At 71.1% G+C, this 21,136-nt stretch carries 21 protein-coding genes; 17 read left to right on the forward strand and 4 right to left on the reverse strand.

Annotated features, from left to right (window positions below):
* The first annotated feature begins 2 nt into the window (after nt 1-2).
* The 7 genes from ACXVUM_RS14885 to tsaD all read left to right on the forward strand — a co-directional run bounded on the left by ACXVUM_RS14885 (nt 3) and on the right by tsaD (nt 6,500).
* A complete protein-coding gene (locus ACXVUM_RS14885; protein ID WP_458522549.1) occupies nt 3-1,463 on the forward strand; it encodes an NAD(P)H-hydrate dehydratase in 1,461 nt (486 codons plus the stop codon).
* Complete coding sequence (alr, locus tag ACXVUM_RS14890; protein WP_458522550.1) at nt 1,460-2,602, forward strand: alanine racemase; 1,143 nt, start codon at nt 1,460-1,462, stop codon at nt 2,600-2,602. Before ACXVUM_RS14885 ends, alr begins: the two co-directional genes overlap by 4 nt.
* Entirely contained in the window at nt 2,599-3,648 is a 1,050-nt protein-coding gene (locus ACXVUM_RS14895; protein ID WP_458522551.1) for an alpha/beta fold hydrolase, read from the forward strand. Before alr ends, ACXVUM_RS14895 begins: the two co-directional genes overlap by 4 nt.
* Nucleotides 3,645-4,121: a tRNA (adenosine(37)-N6)-threonylcarbamoyltransferase complex ATPase subunit type 1 TsaE gene (gene tsaE, locus ACXVUM_RS14900; protein ID WP_458522552.1), complete on the forward strand. Its 477-nt coding sequence runs from the start codon at nt 3,645-3,647 to the stop codon at nt 4,119-4,121. The genes ACXVUM_RS14895 and tsaE overlap by 4 nt, the downstream gene beginning before the upstream one ends.
* Before the next feature lie 194 nt (nt 4,122-4,315).
* Nucleotides 4,316-4,975: a tRNA (adenosine(37)-N6)-threonylcarbamoyltransferase complex dimerization subunit type 1 TsaB gene (gene tsaB / locus ACXVUM_RS14905; RefSeq protein ID WP_458522553.1), complete on the forward strand. Its 660-nt coding sequence runs from the start codon at nt 4,316-4,318 to the stop codon at nt 4,973-4,975.
* Nucleotides 4,972-5,469, forward strand: a complete 498-nt coding sequence (rimI, locus tag ACXVUM_RS14910) for a ribosomal protein S18-alanine N-acetyltransferase (protein WP_458522554.1) — start codon at nt 4,972-4,974, stop codon at nt 5,467-5,469. Before tsaB ends, rimI begins: the two co-directional genes overlap by 4 nt.
* Entirely contained in the window at nt 5,466-6,500 is a 1,035-nt protein-coding gene (gene tsaD / locus ACXVUM_RS14915) for a tRNA (adenosine(37)-N6)-threonylcarbamoyltransferase complex transferase subunit TsaD (RefSeq protein WP_458522555.1), read from the forward strand. The genes rimI and tsaD overlap by 4 nt, the downstream gene beginning before the upstream one ends.
* Nucleotides 6,501-6,531: 31 nt before the next feature.
* Here tsaD and ACXVUM_RS14920 read toward each other — a convergent pair whose 3' ends face one another.
* Nucleotides 6,532-6,984, reverse strand: a complete 453-nt coding sequence (locus ACXVUM_RS14920) for a MarR family winged helix-turn-helix transcriptional regulator (RefSeq protein WP_458522556.1) — start codon at nt 6,982-6,984, stop codon at nt 6,532-6,534.
* 85 nt (nt 6,985-7,069) lie between these two features.
* Here ACXVUM_RS14920 and ACXVUM_RS14925 point away from each other — a divergent pair, with 85 nt between their 5' ends.
* The 3 genes from ACXVUM_RS14925 (at nt 7,070) to groL (ending at nt 10,850) form a co-directional block, all read left to right on the forward strand.
* The gene (locus ACXVUM_RS14925) at nt 7,070-8,653 is read left to right on the forward strand and encodes an MFS transporter (protein WP_458522557.1); all 1,584 of its coding nucleotides are present in this window, start codon (nt 7,070-7,072) and stop codon (nt 8,651-8,653) included.
* A 204-nt stretch (nt 8,654-8,857) separates the two neighbouring features.
* Nucleotides 8,858-9,157 (forward strand): co-chaperone GroES, encoded by a 300-nt coding sequence (groES, locus tag ACXVUM_RS14930; protein ID WP_458522558.1) that lies wholly within the window; start codon nt 8,858-8,860, stop codon nt 9,155-9,157.
* 76 nt (nt 9,158-9,233) lie between these two features.
* Complete coding sequence (groL, locus tag ACXVUM_RS14935; RefSeq protein ID WP_458522559.1) at nt 9,234-10,850, forward strand: chaperonin GroEL; 1,617 nt, start codon at nt 9,234-9,236, stop codon at nt 10,848-10,850.
* A 107-nt stretch (nt 10,851-10,957) separates the two neighbouring features.
* Here the strand turns inward: groL and ACXVUM_RS14940 are convergent, their stop codons facing one another.
* Nucleotides 10,958-11,254: a WhiB family transcriptional regulator gene (locus tag ACXVUM_RS14940; protein WP_458522560.1), complete on the reverse strand. Its 297-nt coding sequence runs from the start codon at nt 11,252-11,254 to the stop codon at nt 10,958-10,960.
* 461 nt (nt 11,255-11,715) lie between these two features.
* Here ACXVUM_RS14940 and ACXVUM_RS14945 point away from each other — a divergent pair, with 461 nt between their 5' ends.
* The 3 genes from ACXVUM_RS14945 (at nt 11,716) to ACXVUM_RS14955 (ending at nt 14,202) form a co-directional block, all read left to right on the forward strand.
* The gene (locus ACXVUM_RS14945) at nt 11,716-12,585 is read left to right on the forward strand and encodes a hypothetical protein (RefSeq protein WP_458522561.1); all 870 of its coding nucleotides are present in this window, start codon (nt 11,716-11,718) and stop codon (nt 12,583-12,585) included.
* Between the two features lie 175 nt (nt 12,586-12,760).
* Nucleotides 12,761-13,336, forward strand: coding sequence for a sigma-70 family RNA polymerase sigma factor (locus ACXVUM_RS14950; RefSeq protein ID WP_458522562.1), 576 nt, complete (start codon nt 12,761-12,763; stop codon nt 13,334-13,336).
* The gene (locus tag ACXVUM_RS14955; protein ID WP_458522563.1) at nt 13,333-14,202 is read left to right on the forward strand and encodes an anti-sigma-D factor RsdA; all 870 of its coding nucleotides are present in this window, start codon (nt 13,333-13,335) and stop codon (nt 14,200-14,202) included. The genes ACXVUM_RS14950 and ACXVUM_RS14955 overlap by 4 nt, the downstream gene beginning before the upstream one ends.
* 38 nt (nt 14,203-14,240) lie before the next feature.
* On the opposite strand, the gene ACXVUM_RS14960 is transcribed toward ACXVUM_RS14955, so the two are convergent.
* Nucleotides 14,241-14,627: a DUF5319 domain-containing protein gene (locus ACXVUM_RS14960; RefSeq protein ID WP_458522564.1), complete on the reverse strand. Its 387-nt coding sequence runs from the start codon at nt 14,625-14,627 to the stop codon at nt 14,241-14,243.
* A gap of 198 nt (nt 14,628-14,825) precedes the next feature.
* Here ACXVUM_RS14960 and guaB point away from each other — a divergent pair, with 198 nt between their 5' ends.
* Both guaB and ACXVUM_RS14970 read left to right on the forward strand, forming a co-directional pair.
* Nucleotides 14,826-16,382: an IMP dehydrogenase gene (gene guaB, locus ACXVUM_RS14965; protein WP_458522565.1), complete on the forward strand. Its 1,557-nt coding sequence runs from the start codon at nt 14,826-14,828 to the stop codon at nt 16,380-16,382.
* Between the two features lie 62 nt (nt 16,383-16,444).
* Complete coding sequence (locus tag ACXVUM_RS14970) at nt 16,445-17,587, forward strand: GuaB3 family IMP dehydrogenase-related protein (RefSeq protein ID WP_458522566.1); 1,143 nt, start codon at nt 16,445-16,447, stop codon at nt 17,585-17,587.
* An 18-nt stretch (nt 17,588-17,605) separates the two neighbouring features.
* Here the strand turns inward: ACXVUM_RS14970 and ACXVUM_RS14975 are convergent, their stop codons facing one another.
* The gene (locus tag ACXVUM_RS14975; RefSeq protein ID WP_458522567.1) at nt 17,606-18,151 is read right to left on the reverse strand and encodes a TetR/AcrR family transcriptional regulator; all 546 of its coding nucleotides are present in this window, start codon (nt 18,149-18,151) and stop codon (nt 17,606-17,608) included.
* An 84-nt stretch (nt 18,152-18,235) separates the two neighbouring features.
* Here ACXVUM_RS14975 and ACXVUM_RS14980 point away from each other — a divergent pair, with 84 nt between their 5' ends.
* Both ACXVUM_RS14980 and ACXVUM_RS14985 read left to right on the forward strand, forming a co-directional pair.
* Nucleotides 18,236-19,228, forward strand: a complete 993-nt coding sequence (locus ACXVUM_RS14980) for an SDR family NAD(P)-dependent oxidoreductase (RefSeq protein WP_458522568.1) — start codon at nt 18,236-18,238, stop codon at nt 19,226-19,228.
* Nucleotides 19,229-19,315: 87 nt separating this feature from the next.
* On the forward strand, nt 19,316-21,136 hold the full coding sequence (locus ACXVUM_RS14985) for a GMC family oxidoreductase N-terminal domain-containing protein (protein ID WP_458522569.1): 1,821 nt from the start codon (nt 19,316-19,318) through the stop codon (nt 21,134-21,136).

The raw sequence follows: 21,136 nt of genomic DNA on the forward strand, positions 1-21,136 counted from the left end.
TCATGCTCGGTTTCCACACAGCGTCGGCGATCCGCGCCGCCGAGGAGGCGACCGGGAGCCTGCTGGACTCCGGTGTGCTGATGCGCCGCGCGTCGGCCGGACTGGCATCGGTGGTGCTCGCCGAGCTCCGCGCCCGCACCGGTGCGGTGTACGGCACCCACGTCGGGGTGGTCGTCGGGTCGGGGGACAACGGCGGCGACGCCCTGTTCGCCGGAGCCCGACTGGCCCGACGCGGTGTCCGGGTGGTGGCGCTCGCACTCGCACCCGACCGCGTGCACACCGCCGGGGCCGCCGCGTTCACCGCCGCCGGTGGGCGATTCGTCACGACCCTCCCCACCGGCCTCGATCTCGTCGTCGACGGTGTCGTCGGGCTGGGCGGCACCGGACCGCTGCGTCCGGCGGCGGCGGGCGTGTTCGCCGGGGTACGCGCGCCGATCGTCGCGGTCGACCTGCCCTCCGGTGTCGACGCCGACACCGGTCTGGTCAACGCCCCCGCGGTCCACGCGGCGGTCACGGTCACCTTCGGTGGTCTGCGACGCGCGCATGTCCTCGCCGCGCCGCAATGCGGTCGGGTGGAGTGCGTCGACATCGGGATCGACCTCGGCGCAGCCGAACTCGTCGCGCTGTCCGACGCCGACGTCGCCCACGAATGGCCCGTCCCCGGGCCCACCGACGACAAGTACACCCAGGGCGTCGTCGGGGTCATCGCCGGTTCCGACCGCTATCCGGGCGCTGCGGTGTTGTGCAGCAGCGCCGCGGTGGCGGCGACGTCGGGGATGGTGCGGTACGTCGGGTCGGCCGCCGAGCAGGTGGTCGCGCGCCACGCCGAGATCGTCGCCGCGCCCGACCTCGACAGCGCCGGTCGGGTGCAGGCCTGGGTGGTCGGCCCGGGCGCGGGCACCGACGACACGGCCGAGGATCTGCTCGCCCGGATCCTCGCCACCGACGTACCGGTCCTCGTCGACGCCGACGGGCTGACCGTCGTCGCGCGCCATCTCGACTGGCTGACCGGACGGTCGGCCCCCACGCTCCTCACACCCCACGCGGGGGAGTTCGCGCGGCTCGCCGGTCACGACGTCGGCGACGACCGCGTCGCCGCGACCACCGCGCTGGCGGCCGATCTCGGCGTCACGGTCCTCCTCAAGGGCCGGATCACGCTGGTGTCCGACGCATCCGGACCGGTCATCGCCAACGACGCCGGGTCGTCGTGGTCGGCGACGGCGGGCGCGGGAGACGTCCTGTCCGGGATCGCCGGCTCCCTGCTCGCATCCGGTCTCGCACCCCGGGTCGCGGCGGCGGCCGCGGCTCGTGTGCACGCCCGTGCCGCGTCTCTCGCCGCCCACGGCGCCCCGGGTCGACGCAGCGACGTCGGCGCGCCGATCGGGGCGTCGGATCTCGTCGCCGCCGTGCCGTCGGCGATCCGCGAGATCCGTTCGACAGCAGCCGGATCGGGCCCGCGATGACCGGGCCGGCGGCTCTCGACGCGTGCGTCGACCTGGCCGCGATCGCCCACAACGTCGAGGTGATCGCGCACCGCGCCGGCGCACCCGTGCTCGCCGTCGTCAAGGCCGACGGGTACGGCCACGGCGCGGTCGAGGTCGCGCGTGCCGCGCTCGGCGCCGGGGCCACCGCACTGGGTGTCGCGACCGTCGCCGAGGCGCTGGCCGTCCGCGCGGGAGGCGTCGACGCCCCGCTCCTGGCGTGGCTGCACACCCCCTCGACGGACTTCGCTCCGGCCGTGGCCGCGGATGTCGAGGTGGTGGTGTCCTCGGGCGCGCAACTGGACTCGTTGCTCTGCGTGGCTCGTCGGGTGGGCCGACCCGTCCGTGCCGGGGTCAAGATCGACACCGGACTGGGACGCAACGGTGTCGGTGTCGCCGACTGGCCCGCTGTCCGTGACGCCCTGGTGCGTGCGGTCGCGGATCAGGCGGTCGTGCTGGGCACCGCGATGTGCCATCTCGCCCACGGTGACATCCCGGACCACCCGCTCAACGAGGAGCAGGCTGCGCGTCTCGACGCCTGTGTCGCCGAGTTGACCGCGGCCGGGGCGCCGCCGGAGACCGTGCACGTCTCGAACAGCGCTGCGGCGCTGGCGCGTCCGGACCTGTCGCGGGACATGGTGCGCGCGGGCATCGCGATCTACGGCTTCTCGCCGTTGGGGCCGGACCTCGGCGACTTCGGTCTGGTCCCGGCCATGACTCTCTCGGCCGAGGTGTCCGCGGTGAAGCGGATCGCCGCCGGGCAGGGCGTGTCCTACGGACACACCTGGGTCGCACCCCGCGACACGACGCTGGGTCTGCTGCCCGCCGGGTACGCCGACGGTGTGCCCCGACTGCTGTCCAACCGGCTGCGGGTGGAGATCGGCGGGCGGATCGTCCCGGGGGTCGGGCGGGTGTGCATGGACCAGATGCTCGTCGACCTCGGACCCGAGACCGACGTCCGCCCCGGTGACCGGGCCGTGCTGTTCGGCACCGGTGCCGCCGACGGTCCGACGGCGACCGAGTGGGCCGACACCATCGGCACCATCGACTACGAGATCGTCTCGGGGATCCGGGGGCGCGCGGTGCGCAGGTACGTCGACTCGCGGCAGGTGGCGCGATGAGCCCGGACAGACCCCGCAGGATCGGGATCCTCGCCGGTGCCGCGGGTGTCGCGACGCTCGGCGCGGTGGCCGTCGGGGGTCTGGCGCGCGATCTCACCCGACGGTCGAAGCGGGAGGACCCGAACTCCGCCGTCGACTTCGAGGCGGTCTACGACGACCGCGCCAGCATCGTCATCGCCGACGACGGTGTGCCACTCGCGGTCCGAGAACTCGGACCACCCGACGCGGCCATCTCGGTGGTGTTCGTGCACGGCTTCGCCCTGCGGATGTCCAGCTGGTGTTTCCAGCGGGTGCACCTGCACCAGGCCTGGGGGGACAACGTCCGACTGGTCTTCTTCGACCACCGCGGTCACGGTGAGTCGGGCGCTGCGCCCGCCGAGACGCTGACCATCCCGCAGGCGGGTGCCGACACGGCCGCGGTCATCCGCGCCGTCGCGCCCGACGGGCCTGTCGTCCTCGTGGGCCACTCCATGGGCGGTATGGCGGTGATGGCGCTCGCCGCACGGGAACCGGAACTGTTCGGCGACAAGGTGATCGCCGCCGGACTGATCTCCACCGCCGCCCGCGGCATCGCCGAGATGGGCGTTGGCCAGGGCCTGCGCAACCCCCTGTTGAACGCGCTGCGCTACTCGGTGCGTCGCGCCCCGAAGACGGTCCAGACCGGTCGCGGCGCGACCCGGGCGCTCGTCACCCCGGTGCTGACAGCGGGGGCGTTCGGGTCGACGTTCCACTCGCCGTCGCTCGGTGCGTTCGCGTCGTCGATGATCCACGACACCCCCGTCGACACCGTCGTCCACTTCCTCCAGGCTCTCGAGGACCACGACGAGACCGCAGGTCTCCAGGCGCTGCGGCGGGTGCCGACGATGGTCGCCTGCGGATACGAGGACCGGATCACCCCGCTGGCGCGATCGGTCGAACTGCACGGTCAGCTCGGCGACTGCGACCTCGTCGGCGTCCCGGGGTGCGGGCATCTGGTGCCGATGGAGAAGCCGGGCGTCATCTCCGACGCCGTCGAACGGCTCGTCGCCCACAGCGTCCACCGATGACGGCCGAACTCCGTCATCGGCGGGTGCTGCCCACCGTCGCCGACACCGAGGCGTTGGGAGCCGAACTCGGTGCAGGGTTGCGTGCCGGGGATCTCGTCGTGCTGGACGGGCCGCTCGGTGCCGGGAAGACCGCGCTGACCCGGGGGATCGGCGCCGGACTCGGTGTGGCGGGCCGCATCAGCTCGCCGACGTTCATCATGGCGCGCGACCACCGTCCCGGCCGGGCCGGTGGCGTGGGCATGGTCCACGTCGACGCCTATCGACTGGGGTCGACGGGCGGGGACGTCCTCGCCGACCTCGACGCCCTCGACCTCGACTCCGATCTCGCCGAGCGGGTGGTCGTCGTCGAGTGGGGCGCGGGCGTCGTCGAACGACTCGTCGACCGTCATCTGCTGATCCGGCTCCGTCGTGACGACGAGTCGGAGGTGCGCACCGCGACCTGGGACTGGATCGACGCCCCCACCGATTCCTGACCCCACCGCGCCCTGACCCCCACCCGTCGAGTGGGCGTTACCGGACGTCGAGTGGGCGTTTCCGGACGCGATTCTTCGGCAACCGCCCAACCGACGTCCGGAACCGCCCAACCGACGTCCGGAACCGCCCAACCGACGTCTGGATCTGCCCACTCGACGGGGTGGGGGATGGACGCCGACTACCCTGGGTCATCGTGCTCGTCCTGGCCATCGACTCCGCGACCCCCGTCCTGGTGGTGGGCGTCGGTCGGGTCGACGACGACACCGTCGTCACCCTCGCCGAGCGCAGGGTCCCGACCGCCCGTGGACACGCCGAGGTCCTCAGTGGGCTCGTCCTCGACTGCCTCGACGAGGCGCGGGTCACCCGATCCGACCTCGCCGCAGTCGTCGTCGGTTGCGGACCGGGCCCGTTCACCGGGCTCCGCGTGGGGATGGCCAGTGCGGCCGCGTTCGCCGACGCCCTGGACCTGCGTGCGGTCGGCGTCTGCACGCTCGACGCGATCGTCGCGGGCAGCGACGACGCCCGGCGGGGCACCGCTCTCGCCGTGACCGACGCACGTCGTCGCGAGGTCTACTGGGCGCGCTACCGCGACGGGCTCCGCGCCGACGGGCCGTCGGTGGACGCGCCGACGACCGTCGAGGAGGCGTTCGCCGGCACCCATCTCGACGCCGTCGTCGGATCTGTCACGCACGCAGCGCTTCTCGGTCTGACCGCCCTACCCGACACCGAAGCGCCGACCGTCGCGGGGTTGCTGATCCAGGCGAGGACGGACCTGCTGGCCGACGGTCCGCCGGAACCGACCGCACCGCTGTACCTGCGCCGCCCCGACGCCGTCGAACGGGCCCGCCCGTGACCGCCGTCCTGCCACTCACGGTCGCCGACGCGCCCCGGTGCGCGGAGATCGAGCGCGACATCTTCGCCGACGAGTCACCCTGGCCCGTCGAGGCGTTCGTCGCCGAGATCGCCGCTCCGACCAACCGCTATCTCGGTGTCCGCGACGGCGCCGACACCCTCGTGGCGTACGCGGGGATCAGCATCCTGGGCCGGGTGGGGGGCTACGAGTGCGAGATCCACACCATCGCGGTCGATCCCGCTCATCGCGGGTCGGGGATCGGGCGGGCACTGCTGCGCGCCCTGCTCGACGTCGCCGACGAGACGAAGGCGGAGACGTTCCTCGAGGTCCGCACCGACAACGACCCCGCCATCGCGCTGTACGAGTCGGTGGGGTTCGTGCGGCTCGGACTCCGCAAGGGCTACTACCAACCACTGGGGGCCGACGCGTACACGATGCGGCGCCCGCCGCTCGGTGCGCCACCGGCCGGGGCAGGGGACGAGGTGGCCCGATGATCGTGATGGGAATCGAGAGTTCCTGCGACGAGACGGGAGTCGGCATCGTCGACCTCGCCGACGACGGGTCGGTGACCATGCTGGCCGACGAGGTCGCCTCCAGCGTCGACGAGCACGCCCGCTTCGGCGGCGTGGTGCCGGAGATCGCGTCGCGGGCACACCTCGAGGCGATCGTCCCGACGATGCGGCGCGCCCGCGAGGCCGCAGGCATCGACCGCCCCGACGCCGTGTGCGTCACGATCGGCCCGGGGCTCGCGGGCGCGCTGCTCGTCGGGGTGTCGGCCGCGAAAGCCTATGCGGCGGCCTGGGATGTGCCGCTGTACGCCCTCAACCACCTCGGCGGTCACGTCGCGGTCGACACCCTCGAACACGGCCCGATGCCCCCGTGTGTGGCGCTGTTGGTGTCGGGCGGTCACACCCATCTGCTCCGTGTCGACGACCTCGGGTCACCGATCGCCGAGCTGGGCACCACCGTCGACGACGCCGCGGGCGAGGCCTTCGACAAAGTGGCCCGGCTGCTCGACCTCGGCTATCCCGGCGGTCCCGCGCTCGACGCCGCGGCGCGTGACGGGGATCCGACGGCGATCGCGTTCCCGCGGGGGATGACGGGGCCGCGCGACGCCCGATACGACTTCTCCTTCAGCGGTGTGAAGACCGCTGTCGCGCGATTCGTCGAGAAGTGTGCGCGCGCAGGGGATCCTGTCCCCGTCGCCGATGTCGCGGCCTCGTTCCAGGAGTCCGTCGCGGATGTGCTGACGATGAAGGCGATCCGTGCGTGTGCCGACCTCGACGTCGACACGCTGGTCCTCGGTGGGGGAGCGACCGCGAATTCACGGATCCGGTCGCTCGCCCAGGAGCGTTGTGCCGACGCGGGGATCACTCTTCGCGTGCCGCGCCCGCGACTGTGCACCGACAACGGCGTCATGATCGCGACTCTCGGTGCCCATGTCATCGCGGCCGGCACACCGGCGTCGGCGCTCTCGGTGGCGACCGATCCCGGCATGTCGGTGCAGATCAGCACCTATCGGTAGGCCGACGAGAACCTGTCGGTGGGGCAGGCCGTCAGGCCAGGTCGGTTGTGCCGCACAGCGAGCGGCCATCGTCGTCGACAGCGGTGGCGCGCAAGACGGCCCGATGGGTGGGCTTGGCGGCCGCGTAGCGCGCCAGCCCGGAGTCGGTGAGTGCGGTGAACACCGACCGGCGATCGGCCGCGCACATCGACCGGGTCGCGAGGCCGTCCTTCTCCAACCCGGCGACCAGTCGTGACAGGGCGCTCTGACTGAGGTGCACGCGTCCGGCCAGCTCGCTCATCCGCAGCGAGTGGTCCTCGGCGGCGGCGAGGAGCTCGATGACCTCGAACTCGCTGCCGGTCAGGCCGTGTGCGGCCTGCAGTGTGCGGTCGATCTCGCACGAGACCCGGTGGTAGCGGACGGTGAGGTCGTGCCACGCGGCGGCGAGCCGGTCGTCGGCACAGGGCGCCGACATCGTCGTCGACGCGGACACATCTGCGGTCATGGCCGCATCATACCCTATGACGCTGCAATTGTTGCGTGCAGATTATTTGTAGACACATTGAATGCAGGTGCATATAGTCCTCCGCATGACTGTGAGACTCGAGGACATCCGCCCGGGGGAGCCCTGGCCGACCGTCGACGCGGTGAGTGACACCGCAGCACGGGAGCGGGGGCGACGCATGGGCAAGCGCGACGAGAACCGACGGGACACGCGCCCGTCGACGGGGGCCGGTACGACGCCGGCGCGCACGGTGGTCACGACATCCGGGGGATGGGCCGCCCGTACCTGGATCCTCCTGGTGGTCTTGGCCGGGGTGTTGTTCCTCGACGGACTCGACGTCTCGATGGTGGGTGTCGCGCTGCCGTCGATCGGTGCCGACCTGTCGATGTCGGCGTCGCAACTGCAGTGGATCGTCTCCGGTTACGTCCTGGGATACGGCGGGTTCCTGCTGCTCGGCGGTCGGGCCAGCGACCTCTTCGGACGTCGTCGGGTGTTCCTGTGGGCACTCGCCGTGTTCGCCACCGCGTCGGTGGTGAGTGCGGTCGTCGAGGTCGACACGGCCATCGTCGCGCTGCGCTTCGTCAAGGGCATCGCCGCCGCGTTCACCGTCCCGGCGGGCCTGTCGATCATCACGACGACGTTCGCCGAGGGGCCCGCGCGCAACAAGGCGCTGAGCATCTACACCGTCTGCGGTGCCAGCGGGTTCTCGCTGGGACTGGTCTTCGGCGGACTCCTCACCGAGGTGTCCTGGCAGGCCACCCTGCTGTTCCCCGGGCCGATCGCCGCGGCGCTGCTGGTGGCCGGGTTCCGCGTCATCCCGCGGTCCGGGCGCACGCCGGTGCGGTTCGCGCAGTTCGACATCGCGGGCGCGCTGACCAGCACCGGTGCGCTCCTGGCCCTGGTCTACGCGGTGGTGCAGGCGCCGTCGGCGGGGTGGGCGAGCACCTCGACGATCGTCCTGTTCGCCGTCGCCGCCGCGTTGTTCGCCACGTTCGTCGTGGTCGAGAGGCGTCACGGGACACCGCTGCTGCGGCTGGGCATCCTGCGCTCGACGACCCTGGTGCACGCCAACGTCGCCGCCGCGGCCATGTTCGGCGGTTACGTCGCCTTTCAGTTCCTGGTGACGATCTACCTGCAGGACACGCTGGGCTGGTCGCCCATCGCGATGGCCCTCGGCTTCCTGCCGGCCGGTCTGCTCGTGGCGATCAGTGCGATCGGCATGGACCGGGTGCTGGCACGGGTGGGGACACCCGTGCTGATCGCGGTCGGCCTCACGGCGTTCCTCGCCGGGTACCTCCTGTTCCTGCGGACCGCTCCGGGTCAGGGGTACGCCCAGTTCCTCCTGCCGACCATCGTGTTGCTCGGCGTGGGGTTCGCTCTGTGCTTCCCCGCGGTCAACGCGCAGGCGACGTCCGGCGTCGCCGACCACGAGCAGGGACTGGCCTCGGGTCTGGTGAACACATCGGTGCAGGTCGGTGGGGCGATCATGCTCGCCGTCGTGACGGCGATCGTCACCAGCTCACGGGCGACGGTCCCGTCGGGCGCCCTGCCCGGTGGGGTCCCCACCGCGATCATGGTGATCTCCGGGTTGTCGCTCGTCGCGATGGTCTACAGCCTGGTCCTCATCACCGTCCGGCGTCGCCGTCGGGAGGTCGTCGAGACGGCCTGATCCCCGTTCGCGGGAAACGCGTGTGCTGGCACTCGACACCACTTGAGTGCTGGCACTCGCGTGTATAGAGTGCCAATCGGCACCGAGTGCGGTTCCGGCACCCGCGACGACGGGACCGAGCGCGGAGCCACAAGCGTGGAACTCATCGAAACCGGGTCAGGCAGGACGCCTGCCCGTGACTGCTGAAAGTGGAGGGCTCACATCGTGGCGAGCGTGAACATCAAGCCGCTCGAGGACAAGATCCTCGTCCAGGCCAACGAGGCCGAGACGACGACCGCCTCCGGTCTGGTCATCCCTGACACGGCCAAGGAGAAGCCTCAGGAGGGCACCGTCGTCGCCGTCGGCGAAGGTCGCGTGACCGAGCAGGGCAACCGCGTCCCGGTCGACGTCAAGGAGGGTGACACCGTCATCTACTCCAAGTACGGCGGCACCGAGATCAAGTACGCCGGTGAGGAGTACCTGATCCTGTCGGCGCGGGACGTCCTCGCCGTCGTCGGCAAGTAAGACCTCACGACGTTCCGCCCCGGTCCTGATCTCAGGTACCGGGGCGGATTCGTTCCCGCACACCAGGAGACGAAGAATGCCCAAGCAACTCGAATTCTCCGACGCCGCCCGGAGCTCCCTGGAGCGCGGCGTCGACAAGCTCGCCGACGCCGTCAAGGTGACGCTCGGTCCGCGCGGGCGCCACGTGGTGCTCGCGAAGTCCTTCGGCGGACCGACGGTGACCAACGACGGCGTGTCCATCGCCCGCGAGATCGACCTGTCCGATCCGTTCGAGGATCTCGGCGCGCAGCTGGTCAAGTCGGTCGCCATCAAGACCAACGACGTCGCGGGTGACGGCACCACCACCGCGACCGTGCTGGCGCAGGCGATCATCCGCGGCGGTCTGCGCAACATCGCGGCCGGCGCCAACCCGATGGCACTCGGCCTCGGCATCGGCAAGGCCGCCGACGCGCTGTCCGAGGAGCTCCTCGCCGCGGCCACGCCCGTCGAGGGAGCCGAGGCCATCGCGCAGGTCGCCACCGTCTCCTCGCGCGATCCGGAGGTCGGCGAGATGGTCGGCCGCGCGATGTCGGCGGTGGGGGCGGACGGTGTCGTCACCGTCGAGGAGAGCTCAGGACTGTCGACGGACCTCGAGATCACCGAGGGCGTGCAGTTCGACAAGGGCTACCTGTCGCCGTACTTCGTCACCGACGTCGACTCCCAGGAGGCCGTCCTCGAGGACGCGCGCGTCCTGCTCTTCCGCGACAAGATCAGTTCGCTGCCGGACTTCCTCCCGCTGCTGGAGAAGGTGGCCGAGGCGGGCAAGCCGCTGCTGATCATCGCCGAGGACGTCGAGGGCGAGCCGCTGTCGACCCTGGTCGTCAACGCCATCCGCAAGACGTTGCGCGTCGTCGCGGTCAAGGCGCCGTTCTTCGGTGACCGTCGCAAGGCGTTCCTCGAGGACCTGGCGGTCGTCACCGACGCCACCGTCATCAACTCCGACATCGGCCTCACCCTCGCCGACGCAGGTCTCGACCTGCTCGGCACGGTGCGGCGCGTCGTGGTCACCAAGGACTCGACCACGATCGTCGACGGCGCGGGCACCTCCGACGCCATCGCGGCGCGGTCGGAACAGCTGCGCCGCGAGATCGAGGCCAGTGACTCCGACTGGGACCGCGAGAAGCTCGCCGAGCGCCTCGCCAAGCTGGCCGGCGGCGTCGCGGTCATCCGTGTGGGAGCTGCCACCGAGACCGCTCTCAAGGAGCGCAAGCACCGCGTCGAGGACGCCGTGGCCGCGGCCAAGGCTGCGGTGGAGGAGGGCGTCATCCCCGGTGGTGGTTCGGCGATCGTGCAGGCGTCCGCCGCCCTCGACGGGCTGACCGCCTCGCTGCCGGGTGACGAGGCGCTCGGTGTCGCGGTGGTCCGACAGGCCCTCCGCGCACCGCTGCACTGGATCGCGACCAACGCGGGCGTGGACGGCGCAGTCGTCACCGCGACCGTCGCCGCCGCCGAGCGGGGCCACGGCTTCAACGCCGCGACGCTGGAGTACGGCGACCTGCTGGCGCAGGGCGTCGTGGATCCGGTGAAGGTGACGCGGTCGGCGGTCGTGAACGCGGCGTCGGTCGCGCGGATGGTGCTCACCACCGAGAGCGCCGTGACCGACAAGCCATCGGACGACGCCGACGCCGGTGGCCACCACGGGCACTCTCACTGAGGTCCGGCGTCACGTGTGACACAGCTCAGGGGCACCCGGGAGATCTCCCGGGTGCCCCTGAGTCGTTCACCCCGACGGTGGCGTCGGGACTGCAGTGCTGGGTGTGTTCAGCCGGCCATCCGGCGTCCGACGCCGCGCTTCATCAGGATGCCGCGCTCGGATTCCGACAGGCCGCCCCAGATGCCGTAGGGCTCGGCGACGGCCAGTGCGTGTTCGCGGCACTGGGCGATGACCGGGCAGGCGTTGCAGAGTTCCTTCGCGCGACGCTCGCGGTGCGCGCGCGCCCGGCCCCGCTCACCGTCCGGGTGGAAGAACATCGAGGAGTCGACCCCTCGGCACAATCCCTTCATCTGCCAGTCCCAGATGTCGGCGTTCGGACCGGGGAGGTGATTCGGCTGAGGCATGGGCTCTCCTTGAGATGCCGGGAGATCGGTGTGCACCGCGGACGGGCCGCGCACCGTATCCGAGAAACTGCGTCGGGAACTCGGGAACCTCGTTGTCCCGCCCGTCGGGATCAACGTAGGACACCGCCGGAAATCGAGTCAACAAAGCCTCGTCGTGATCAGAAATGCCCCATGGACCCCACTGTGTTAACTGTGTGTTTCCTCGAATCCACATTCTTGGTTGTCCTCTGGATGGCGTACACCGCCCGATCATCCAGGCCGCACTTTCGGCCTCTACCTGCATTTTCTCCCGTCGTGCGGGCGCGGGTGACCGACCGCCCCGACGCCGTGCGGATTCCGCCGACATGCCGTATGGGACACATCGACGACATCTTCACGTGACGCACAGGTGACATCGCGGCGTCGAAAACGATGTGTCGCGAAGGTTAAATTCTGGCTAATTCGAACGGAGAGGGGCGCCCGTGGGACCGGTTCATCTGCACGAAGTCGCATTCGGTGAATTCCCCGATGCGAATGTCGACGATCCGGCATCGGTCGAGCCCGCGCGCGAGCTCGACGATCTCTTCCTGCGGGCGGTCGCGGTGGCCGGACAGGGGCAGCACGCCCGTGCCCGTGCCGACCTCCGCCGCGTCCTCGCCGCCGCGGGCCGCGGACAGGACGGACTCCTGCTGCGCTCGGCGGCACACTGCGCGCTCGCGTCACACCGGCGTCAGGCCGGCGGGCACCGACAGGCCCTCGCCGACGACGGCGCCGCCGCCGCTCTCGCGACAGCAGCCCCGGGTGCCGACCCCCGTCGTGCCGCGGCGGTGACCGACGCGCTGGTCGGTCTGGCGGCCGACCATCTCGGGACCGGGGCGCTCGCCGCGGCCGATCGCCTGTTGTGTCGTGCGGAGGGGGACAAGCCTGTCGACGGCGTCCCGGGCAGGTGGTGGCTCGACGGACGCCCCGCGCTGCGGCGGACCTGGGTGCGGGCGGAATGGCACCTCTTCGGCGGTCGCGGGGCGGCGGCACTCGCCGTCGCCGACGAGGCCTCGGTACTCGCCCGCGACTGCCCGTCGGCGCGCCACCGGCTCAAGACCGATCTCCTGGTCGCCGCATCCCGGGTCGCGGCGGGTGATCCGGAGGGTGCCCGAGGCGCGGCGTCCGCGGTTGTCGACCGCGCGGAGCGGCTGCGGCAGATCCCGCTCGGATGGGCCGCAGCCGGCCTCTTGATCGACGTGTCCGTGTCCCTGCGCGACGACGACGCCGTCCGACTGTGGACCGAGCGCCGCGATCGCCTCGACCGTTGGTCGGGTGTCGGGGGCGGGCGTCCCGTCGAGGGGGCGCGATGACCCCGGTCGCGGAGCCCGGTCGGTTCCGTTCACGCGTGCGGGAGGAACGGCCGAGACGCACGGGTCCGGTGGCTAAGCTGACGAACACGCCGACGGCTCGGACGCGCCCAACGTTTCCGGTGGCGGCCCGGCCCCACACCCCGACCGCGATGTAACGCAGGAACCCGACGCGACGATGAATCTCACAGGTGACGAGCTCGACCGTGCTGTCGCCGCCGCAGGGCGGGGCGATCGGTCAGCTCTCGCCGACGTACTGGAGACGGTGCGGCCCCTGGTGGTGCGGTATTGCAGGGCCAGGGTGGGGGCAGGCGAACGGCACACGCTGTCCGCCGACGATGTGGCGCAGGAGGTCTGCATGGCCGTGATGACCGCGCTGCCCAGGTATTCCGACCAGGGGCGGCCGTTCATGGCTTTCGTGTACGGCATCGCCTCGCACAAGGTGGCCGACGCGCATCGGGGGGCCGCGCGGATCAAGTCCGATCCGGTGGAGACCATCCCCGAGGCGATGGACGTCGACGACGGACCCGAACAGTTGGCCCTCAACTCCGACGCGAGTCGGCGGATGGGGGAGCTCCTCGGCCGACTGCCCGAGAAGCAACGCGAGATCCTGGTGTTGCGGCTGGTGGTGGGCATGTCCGCGGACGAGACCGCCGAGGCGGTCGGGAGCACCCCCGGTGCGGTCCGCGTGGCCCAGCACCGCGCACTGAACAAGCTGAAGAACGAGATGATGAGAGCAGGTGAGGGTCGATGACCGACGACGATCGCACCGCGGCCTTCCCGGGCCGCGATCACGAACCGGACGTCGAACCGATCGACGTCACCGCCGTCCGTGCCGACGACGCCCTGCTCGACGCGCTCTCCCGCGACCGCCTGCCCGGCGGGTGGGAACTGACCGACTCCGACCACCAGCTCGCATCCATGTTGTCGGGCTGGCGCCACGAGATCGACGCGAGGCCCATGCCCGCGCACCCCACCGTCGACGAGGTCGAGGCCCGGATCGCCGCCCAGGGCAAGACCGCCGCACATCGGACGACGCTGCGTCGTCTGCGATACGTGGCCGGTGCGGCCGCGGTCGCCGTCGTCGCGTTCGGCGCGGTGACCGTCATGGCGCAGAACTCCCAGCCCGGCGACGCCCTGTGGAACGTCAAGGAGACGATGTTCGGGTCCGAGGCCAGCGCGACGGTCGCGTCCTCCAACGTCCAGTCGAACATGGAGAAGGCCGAGCAGGCCCTTGCCGGCGGTGACAAGCGGAAGGCCGCCGAGTACCTGACGCAGGCCCAGAAGGACGTCGGCAAGATGTCCGGCACGGATGCCAAGCAACGGATGCAGGACTGGGCGCAGCGTCTCGCCGACCAGGTCGGGCCGATCCCGCAGAACCCGCTGTCGGCGATCTCGTCGCTGCCGTCGATCCCGAACCTGCCGTCGATCTCGGTGCCCAGTGAGCTGACCACCGTGCCCAGCATCCCGTCGCAGATCCCTGATCCGCGGCTGCTGCTGCGGGCGCCGGTCTCGCCACCGAAGACGACACCACCGCAGACGACGCCCCCGCCGTCGGGCGAACAGACGCCGTCGGGCTCGGAGACGACGACCACCACGACGACCACGCCGGCCGGCTGAACGGGCCACTGCGGCGTCCGTGACGCCGGGGTGGTGGGTCAGTCGTCGCCGGTGTGCATCACGGCGTCGGCGTATCCGCGGCAGTAGTCCCAGGTGACGTAGGCGTCGGGCGATGGGTCCACCGCGGGCTCATGGGGACGGACGGTCCCTTCCACCAGGAGCTGCAGCAGGTTGGCGCGCAGCATGTCCCAGTCGTGATAGTGGTCCTGCTGGCAGTCGTCGCAGACGACGACGAGGCCGCGGACGCCGTGGCGGGCCAGCAGTGCCTCGTAGACGGCGAGATCGGCCAGGTCCTCCTCGACGGCGAGACGCTCGTCGGGGTCGAGGGGAGCAGCGGGTTCCACCGAGTCCAGTGCCGCCGACGGATCGCTCGGGTCGTCGGCGAAGGGGTCCGGGGGCAGGCCCGGAGGCAGGTGGTCACGCACGCAGACAACCGTAGTCAGCGGTCGTGTCCCCGCGCCACTTCCCCGCATGCGTGAGCCAGACCGCACGCCGCATGGCCGTGGCGTGGTCTCCCCGCCGCGGGCTTATACGATGGTCGTCTACCCCCACGTGACCGCCTCGGCGCGGCCCGGCGACTGCCGTGGCCTGCGGCACGTCCGACAAGGAGAGGGTGCAGACCGATGACCTCGAACCTCGACACCCCGGTGCCGGTCACCGATGCGGTGACCCCGCTGGTCCGGACCGGCGGCGATGATCCCGACAAGGTCGCGATGCTCGGCCTCACCTTCGACGACGTCCTGCTGCTGCCCGCGGCCTCCGACGTCATCCCCAGCGAGGTCGACACGTCGTCGCAGGTGACCAAGCAGATCCGACTCAAGGTCCCGCTGGTGAGCTCGGCGATGGACACCGTCACCGAGTCGCGCATGGCCATCGCGATGGCCCGCGCCGGCGGGATGGGGGTGCTGCACCGCAACCTCTCCATCGAGGACCAGGCGGGTCAGGTCGAGACCGTCAAGCGGTCCGAAGCGGGCATGGTCACCGATCCGGTCACCTGTCGCCCGACCAACACCCTCGCCGACGTCGACGCGATGTGTGCACGGTTCCGCATCTCGGGGCTGCCCGTCACCGACGACGACAACAACCTCCTCGGCATCATCACCAACCGCGACATGCGTTTCGAGGTCGACCAGGACCGACCCGTGGCCGAGGTGATGACGAAGGCTCCGCTCATCACCGCCCAGGAGGGTGTGTCCGCCGAGGCCGCACTGGGCCTGCTGCGTCGCAACAAGCTCGAGAAGCTGCCGATCGTCGACGGCGACGGACGCCTCACCGGGCTGATCACCGTCAAGGACTTCGTCAAGACCGAGCAGCACCCCGACGCGACGAAGGACTCCGACGGTCGCCTGCTGGTGGGCGCGGCGATCGGTACCGGCGACACCCAGTGGGCCCGCGCGATGGCACTGACCGACGCGGGCGCGGACGTGATCATCGTCGACACCGCGCACGCCCACAACCGCCTGGTCCTGGACATGGTGGCGAAGCTCAAGGCCGAGGTCGGCGACCGTGTGCAGATCGTCGGTGGCAACGTCGCGACGCGGGAGGCCGCGCAGGCTCTCGTCGACGCCGGCGCCGACGCGGTGAAGGTGGGTGTCGGCCCGGGCTCCATCTGCACGACACGGGTGGTCGCCGGGGTGGGCGCGCCGCAGATCACCGCGGTGATGGAGGCCGTCTCGGTGTGCAAGCGTGCCGGCGTGCCCGTGATCGCCGACGGCGGTCTGCAGTTCTCCGGCGACATCGCCAAGGCGTTGGCCGCGGGGGCCTCGACGGTCATGCTCGGGTCGCTGCTGGCCGGTACGGCGGAGGCGCCCGGTGAGCTGATCCTCGTGAACGGCAAGCAGTTCAAGAGCTACCGCGGCATGGGGTCACTGGGCGCGATGCAGGGCCGCGGCGAGAAGAAGTCGTTCTCCAAGGACCGCTACTTCCAGGACGACGTGCTCTCCGAGGAGAAGCTCGTGCCGGAGGGCATCGAAGGACGGGTGCCGTTCCGAGGTCCGCTGACCCAGGTGATCCACCAACTGCGTGGCGGTCTGCGCGCGGCGATGGGCTACACCGGGTCGGCGACCATCGAGCACCTGCAGCAGGCGCGGTTCGTCCAGATCACCGCGGCCGGGCTCAAGGAGAGCCACCCGCACGACATCACGATGACCGTCGAGGCCCCCAACTACTATTCGCGGTGACCGTCCGCCGGCCTGTCCGGCCGGGGCGGTGACGGGGGCGGAATCCGACGAAAGGCACACCGGTGCGAGATCTGGTGGACATCGGCATGGGCAGGACAGCCCGGCAGACGTTCGAACTCGACGACATCACGATCGTCCCGTCCCGACGGACGCGGTCGTCGAGCGAGGTGTCGACGGCGTGGCAGCTCGACGCCTACCGCTTCGACACCCCCATCCTGACCCACCCCACCGATGCGGTGGTGTCACCCGACACCGCCATCGCGCTGGGACGCGCGGGGGCCCTCGGTGTGCTCAACGGCGAGGGGCTGTGGTCGCGGCACCGTGACGCCGACGCCCGTCTGGCCGAGGTGGCCGACATCGCAGCCGCCGACCCCGACCCCGCCGCGGCGATAGCCCGGCTGCAGGAACTGCACGCCGCACCGCTCGACACCGCGCTGCTCGGCGAGGCGGTCGCCCGGATTCGGGACGCGGGCGTCACCACCGCGGTGCGGGTGAGCCCGCAGCACGCCCAGGAACTGACGCCGACGCTGCTCGCGGCCGGCATCGACCTGCTGGTGGTCCACGGCACGATCATCTCGGCCGAGCACGTCAGCAAGAACGACCGCGAGCCGCTGAACCTGAAGACCTTCATCGCCGAGCTCGACATCCCGGTCGTCGCGGGTGGAGTGCACGACCACCGCACGGCCCTGCACCTCATGCGGACAGGTGCCGCCGGTGTCATCGTCGGGTACGGATCCACCGAGGGCTCGACGACGACGGGAGAGGTGCTCGGCATCGGGGTCCCCATGGCCACGGCCATCGCCGACGCCGCTGCGGCCCGTCGGGAGTACCTCGACGAGACGGGCGGACGGTACGTCCACGTCATCGCCGACGGCGACCTCCACACCTCCGGTGACCTGGCGAAGGCGATCGCGTGCGGCGCGGACGCCGCGATGCTCGGTACCCCGTTGGCCGCGGCGGCCGAGGCCCCCGGCCGCGGCTGGTTCTGGACCGCCGCAGCCGCGCACCCGTCGCTGCCGCGCGGCGCGCTGATGCAGGTCGCGGTGGAGGGGGAGAACCCCAGTCTCGAGTGCGTCCTGCACGGCCCGTCGTCGGTGCCGTTCGGCGACCGCAACGTGGTCGGAGGCCTCCGACGCTCGATGGCCAAGGCCGGATACTCCGACCTCAAGGAGTTCCAGAAGGTGGGTCTCACCGCACGGTCGTGACGGTTCGGGTCGCGTCGGTCAGGTGGCGGTGCGCAGACCGTCGAGCACGAACGCCGCCAGGCGGTCGACCCGATCCCGGCGACGGCCGTCCTCGGGCAGCGACCACACGCCACTGAACAGCAACAGCACGTCGTCGGCGTCGACCCCGGTCCGCAGTGACCCGTCGCGACGCCCGGCGTCGAGCAGTCGGTCGATCGCGCCGGTCACCGTCGCCCGTGCCGACGGGCGCTCGTCGTCGGGGAGTGCGTGGATCACCTCTCCCAGAACCTGTTTGGTGTCGGCGTAGGCGAGGAATCGCCGCGTCCACGCGCCCATCGCCTCGGCCGCGGTGCTGTGGGCGAGGAGGTCGTCGGTCTCGCCGAGTCGCTCGATCTCGGAGCGGTACACCTCGACCACCAGCGCCTCGCGGCTCGGGAAGTGGCGGTACAGCGTGGCGATGCTGACGCCTGCCTCGCGGGCGATCGCGTCGAGCGGCACCGCGGCACCGACCTCGGCGAACAGTGCCGCGGCCGCCGTCACGAGGGACTCCCGGTTGGCGCGCGCGTCGGAACGAGCGGGGGACATCCCACAACCGTAGTCACCCTTCGTTTCGGTGGTACAGTCGTCGCCAAGCGTAGGAACCCTACGTTTGCTGATCGAGGAGATGCCATGACGAACCGCACCCAGTCCACCGCTCTCGAGGTCCCGGCCCGATTCGACGCCACCACCACGGCCGACGAGGTCGCCGAGGGTCTCGACCTGACCGGTCGCACAGTGGTCGTCACCGGTGCCTCGTCGGGGATCGGCGTCGAGACCGCCCGCGTGCTCGCCGCCCGCGGTGCGCACGTCGTCATGGCGGTGCGGGACGTCGCGGCCGGTGAGGCGGTCGCCGCGGAGATCAGGACCGCGCACGTCGGCGCTCGGGTCGAGGCCCGCCGGCTCGACCTGGCCGACCGCGCGAGCATCGACGCTTTCGTGCAGGCGTGGTCCGGGCCGCTGCACGTGCTGATCGCCAATGCCGGTGTCATGGCGCTGCCCGAGCGAACCCTGACCCCGGACGGTGTCGAGATGCAGTTCGCGGCGAACCATCTCGGTCACTTCCGCCTCGTGACGGGCCTGCACGACGCCCTCGCGGCGGCCGACGGTGCGCGCGTCGTCGTCGTGACCTCGTCGGCGCATCAACTGTGCCCGGTGCTGTTCGACGATCTGGACTTCTCGTTCGTCGGATACGACCCGTTCCTCGCCTACGGGCAGTCGAAGACCGCGACGACGCTGTTCGCCGTGGAGGCGGACCGCCGCTGGTCGACGGACGGCATCCGGGTGAACGCAGTCATGCCGGGCGGCATCGCGACCGGCCTGCAGCGGCATGTCGCCCCCGAAGCCCTGGCGGCGGCGCGCAGGTCGGTCGGGGCGCCGGCGGAGATGAAGAGCGTGGGGCAGGGTGCCGCCACGACTGTGCTCGCGGCGGTCCACCCCGACCTGGACGGCATCGGCGGTGTCTACCTCGAGGACTGCGCGCCGGCGCCCGTCATCGGCGCCCGATCCGAGGCCGACGGACGTCACGGGGTGGCACCGTTCGCGCTCGACGCGGCCAACGCGCAGCGGTTGTGGGAGGTGTCCGAGCGCCTGGCCGCGGGTTCGTCGCCGGGTGCGGGAATCTGACAACGCGCGTTGTACGATAGGGCGTGCGTCACAGCGACCCGGTCGCAGCCCCGTGACGCCGACCAGCACGGAACGCGAGGTGGCACGGTGTCCGAACCCCTGTCCGAGAGTCACAGTCACGACTACGACGTCCTGATCATCGGATCGGGTTTCGGCGGCAGCGTCAGCGCGTTGCGGCTCGTGGAGAAGGGCTACCGCGTCGGTGTCCTCGAGGCGGGACGTCGGTTCGAGGACGAGGACTTCGCGACGACCAGCTGGCGGCTCAACAAGTTCCTGTGGGCGCCGAAGCTGCGCCTGTTCGGCATCCAGCGGATCCACATGCTGCGTGACGTGATGGTGCTCGCGGGCGCCGGCGTGGGCGGTGGCTCGCTGAACTACGCCAACACGCTGTACAAGCCGCCGACGCCGTTCTTCACCGATCCGCAGTGGGGCCACATCACCGACTGGGAGTCCGAACTCACCCCGCACTACGAGCAGGCCCGCCGGATGCTCGGCGTGGTCACCAACCCGTCGTTCACCAACTCCGACCGGATCATCAAGGAGATCGCCGACGACATGGGTGTCGGCGACACGTTCGGCCCCACCCCGGTCGGCGTGTTCTTCGGCGAGAAGACCGGCGGCCACGGCGCCCCGGGTGAGACGGTGCCCGACCCGTACTTCGGCGGCGTCGGCCCCGAGCGCACCGCCTGCACCGAGTGCGGTTCGTGCATGACCGGCTGCCGGGTGGGCGCGAAGAACACGCTGATGAAGAACTACCTCGGCCTCGCCGAGCGCGCAGGCGCCACCATCCTGGACCGGACCACCGTCACCGGTCTGCACACCGACCGCGCCAAGGGCACGTGGTGGGTGGAGACCGAGCGCACCGGGGCCTGGACCCGCGTGGGCCGCAAGCGCCGGACCCTCACCGCCGCGCACGTCATCGTCGCGGCGGGCACCTACAACACCCAGAAGCTGCTGCACCTGGCCAAGGACGACGGGTCCCTGCCCGAGCTGTCCGACGCGATCGGCCGCATCACCCGCACCAACTCGGAGTCCATCCTGGGCGCGATGCGTCACGAGGTGGACCCCTCCGACGACTTCTCCGAGGGTGTCGCGATCACGTCGTCGTTCCACCCCGCACCCGACACCCACATCGAGCCCGTGCGGTACGGCAAGGGTTCCAACGCGATGGCGCTGCTGCAGACCCTGCTCACCGACGGCGCCCCGGGTCGCCCGCGCGTGGTGAAGTGGCTCGACGAGCTGCGGAAGAACCCGTCGGCATTGCGTCGGCTGTTCTGGGTGAAGGGCTGGTCGCAGCGGACCGTGATCATGCTGGTGATGCAGAACAAGGACAACTCGCTGACGACGTTCGTCCAGAAGTTCGGCAGGTTCCGGTTCGTCAACAGCCGCCAGGGCCACGGTGAGCCGAACCCGACGTGGATCCCCGCGGGCAACGAGGCGACCCAGCGCGCCGCCGAGAAGCTGAACGGTCTGGCCGGCGGCACCTGGGGCGACGTGTTCAACATGCCGCTCACCGCTCACTACCTGGGTGGATGCGTCATCGCCGACGATCCCTCGACCGGTGTCATCGACCCGTACCACCGTGTGTGGAACTACCCGACGCTGCATGTCACCGACGGCGCGGCCATCAGCGCGAACCTGGGTGTGAACCCGTCGCTGAGCATCAGCGCGCAGGCCGAGCGGGCCATCGCGCTGTGGCCGAACAAGGGTGAGGCCGACCTGCGGCCCGGCCAGGGTGAGCCCTACCGTCGCCTCGACCCGATCGCACCGGTGGCGCCCGTGGTGCCCGCCGACGCGCCGGGTGCGCTGCGCCTGCCGATCGTCGCGGTGAACCACGGCGTGCCGTCGCTGTTCCCCGAGGCCTCCGCCGCCGACGCGGATGCCGGTCGAGCCGACGTCAGCGCCTAG

This window comes from Williamsia sp. SKLECPSW1 (assembly GCF_054332755.1).

Excerpts from the sequence above, each read along its gene's own strand:
- guaB (WP_458522565.1), top strand. The coding sequence starts at position 14,826 with ATGACCTCGAACCTCGACACCCCGGTGCCGGTCACCGATGCGGTGACC.
- alr (WP_458522550.1), top strand. The coding sequence starts at position 1,460 with ATGACCGGGCCGGCGGCTCTCGACGCGTGCGTCGACCTGGCCGCGATC.
- ACXVUM_RS14980 (WP_458522568.1), top strand. The coding sequence starts at position 18,236 with ATGACGAACCGCACCCAGTCCACCGCTCTCGAGGTCCCGGCCCGATTC.
- groL (WP_458522559.1), top strand. The coding sequence starts at position 9,234 with ATGCCCAAGCAACTCGAATTCTCCGACGCCGCCCGGAGCTCCCTGGAG.
- ACXVUM_RS14925 (WP_458522557.1), top strand. The coding sequence starts at position 7,070 with ATGACTGTGAGACTCGAGGACATCCGCCCGGGGGAGCCCTGGCCGACC.
- ACXVUM_RS14895 (WP_458522551.1), top strand. The coding sequence starts at position 2,599 with ATGAGCCCGGACAGACCCCGCAGGATCGGGATCCTCGCCGGTGCCGCG.
- tsaD (WP_458522555.1), top strand. The coding sequence starts at position 5,466 with ATGATCGTGATGGGAATCGAGAGTTCCTGCGACGAGACGGGAGTCGGC.
- ACXVUM_RS14940 (WP_458522560.1), bottom strand. The coding sequence starts at position 11,254 with ATGCCTCAGCCGAATCACCTCCCCGGTCCGAACGCCGACATCTGGGAC.
- ACXVUM_RS14975 (WP_458522567.1), bottom strand. The coding sequence starts at position 18,151 with ATGTCCCCCGCTCGTTCCGACGCGCGCGCCAACCGGGAGTCCCTCGTG.
- ACXVUM_RS14950 (WP_458522562.1), top strand. The coding sequence starts at position 12,761 with ATGAATCTCACAGGTGACGAGCTCGACCGTGCTGTCGCCGCCGCAGGG.
- ACXVUM_RS14920 (WP_458522556.1), bottom strand. The coding sequence starts at position 6,984 with ATGACCGCAGATGTGTCCGCGTCGACGACGATGTCGGCGCCCTGTGCC.
- tsaE (WP_458522552.1), top strand. The coding sequence starts at position 3,645 with ATGACGGCCGAACTCCGTCATCGGCGGGTGCTGCCCACCGTCGCCGAC.
- ACXVUM_RS14955 (WP_458522563.1), top strand. The coding sequence starts at position 13,333 with ATGACCGACGACGATCGCACCGCGGCCTTCCCGGGCCGCGATCACGAA.
- ACXVUM_RS14885 (WP_458522549.1), top strand. The coding sequence starts at position 3 with ATGCTCGGTTTCCACACAGCGTCGGCGATCCGCGCCGCCGAGGAGGCG.